At 61.9% G+C, this 656-nt stretch carries 2 protein-coding genes; one reads left to right on the top strand and one right to left on the bottom strand.

Translation table 11 applies throughout. The features are described from left to right. The coding region (locus HP546_RS30845; RefSeq protein WP_172233827.1) for a LysR family transcriptional regulator at positions 1-281 on the bottom strand (281 nt) is incomplete at its 3' end. A 108-nt stretch (positions 282-389) separates the two neighbouring features. Here HP546_RS30845 and HP546_RS30840 point away from each other — a divergent pair. After that, the coding region (locus HP546_RS30840; RefSeq protein ID WP_172233824.1) for an aldehyde dehydrogenase family protein at positions 390-656 on the top strand (267 nt) is incomplete at its 3' end.

Raw genomic sequence — 656 nt, 5'->3', positions numbered from 1 at the left:
CCGAGGGCGAAGGTGCCCTGCGGATCATCACCGGCCACGCTCAGCCGTGCTTCATGCACGAGGTCGAGGATGCGCCGGGTGTACTCGAGAAAATTCCAGCCCGCAGGCGACAGGCGCAGACGGCTCTTTTCGCGAATGAACAGCTCCACGCCCAAGTCTTCTTCCAGCTGCTTGATGCGCGTGGTCAGGTTCGACGGTACCCGATGGATGTGCTGTGCGGCGGCGCTGATGCTGCCGTGCTCGGCAACGGCCTTGAAAATCTCGAGTTGCACCAGGTCCACGGCCTTTCTCCAAACGTGAATGTTTCGCTCATTATTATTCAGTTTTCATTAAACCCATAGCCCACTAGTCTGGCGTCACCTGATTAACAACAACGAGAGTGTCCCGCCATGAGCGCGATCAGCAGCCTGACCCACGCCATCTCCCTCGACCCGTACAGCGGCGAGCAGATCGGCGCCTACCCGTTCGACACCGACGCCGCACTGGAAGCGGCGCTGCAACGTGCCAAGGTCGGCTACCGCCAGTGGCGCCAGGTGTCGCTGGGTCAGCGCAGCGAGTACTTGCTGGCCCTGGCCAGCACTCTCGAAGCCAAGGCCGAAGCGTTCGCGCAAATGATCAGCCGCGAAATCGGCAAGCCCGTCGCCCAGGCCCGTGGC

It is taken from the genome of Pseudomonas sp. CM25 (genome assembly GCF_013179705.1).
Classification (GTDB): Bacteria; Pseudomonadota; Gammaproteobacteria; order Pseudomonadales; family Pseudomonadaceae; genus Aquipseudomonas.
The sequence above is the reverse complement of the archived record's forward strand: the minus strand, read 5'-3'. Positions and strand labels throughout refer to the sequence as shown.